Genomic DNA, 845 nt, shown 5'->3' with positions numbered 1-845 from the left:
TGGGCGAGCGAGCCCCCGGCAATATTGATCGTCGCGCCCGGACGCAGCACGACATCGCCCGACGCGTAGGTCGTCACGGAGCCGCCGGTGGTCAGGCGCTGGTCGATCGGCCGGATGGTCTGCCCGAGCCACCCCGACACCTCCAGCAGACCGCCCGCGGTATAGGTGCGGTCCACGCCCACCGGATTGAGTTCGTAGGTATTGACCCACACGTCCTTACTGTTGAGCACGCCGCCACGCTGCAGCGGCGAGTCGCGCAGCTCGTTGGCACGCACGGTCACTTGCACAACATCACTCGACGCTGCGGCCGGCACCGCCGCCAATCCCGACACGTCGATCAGCGCATTGCTGTCGACCAGCACGCGCGCGCCATCGCGCGTGGAGTTGACGTTGATGCCTGCCGCTGGATTGTCCAGCCGATAGAGCTGATCGCCGTGGCTCGACGCCTCCAGCATCACACGCCCGGACGGCGCGATGATCGCGGCCTGCGACTGCACGTTGACAAAGCGGCCCCCGACCGTGATCTGCGACTGCGCCTGGGCCTGGGTGTCCTTCGCGGTCTGCCCGTCCTCCTCGGGCAGCACCGCGGTTAGGCTGCCGCCCGCGAGCCGCACCGTGCCGGTCTGGGCGGGCACCGCAGTGGCCACGTAGGCGCTATTCTTAATACCATTCACGATCGCCAAACCCTGCTCAGCGGACAGCAGGATCGAGCCGGCCTGGTTGACCGACGTGGTCGCCACCAGCACGCCGGACTGCTCGAGGTCCATGCCGATCAGCGTGATGTTGCCGGTCGGCGACGCAACCAGCCCGTTGTTGGTGACCGTGCCGCCGTTGAGCACATTGAA

General features: G+C 67.3%; 1 protein-coding gene. It reads right to left on the bottom strand.

Translation table 11 applies throughout. The features are described 5' to 3' along the window. Positions 1–845, bottom strand: an 845-nt coding sequence (locus AB4Z37_RS32950) for a hypothetical protein (RefSeq protein WP_441520875.1), incomplete at both ends; no start/stop codon positions are given.

The sequence above is a fragment of the Bradyrhizobium sp. 2TAF24 genome (genome assembly GCF_052115025.1).
Classification (GTDB): domain Bacteria; phylum Pseudomonadota; class Alphaproteobacteria; order Rhizobiales; family Xanthobacteraceae; genus Bradyrhizobium_A.
Note: the sequence above shows the minus strand (reverse complement) of the source record. Positions and strands in the feature narration are given on the sequence as shown.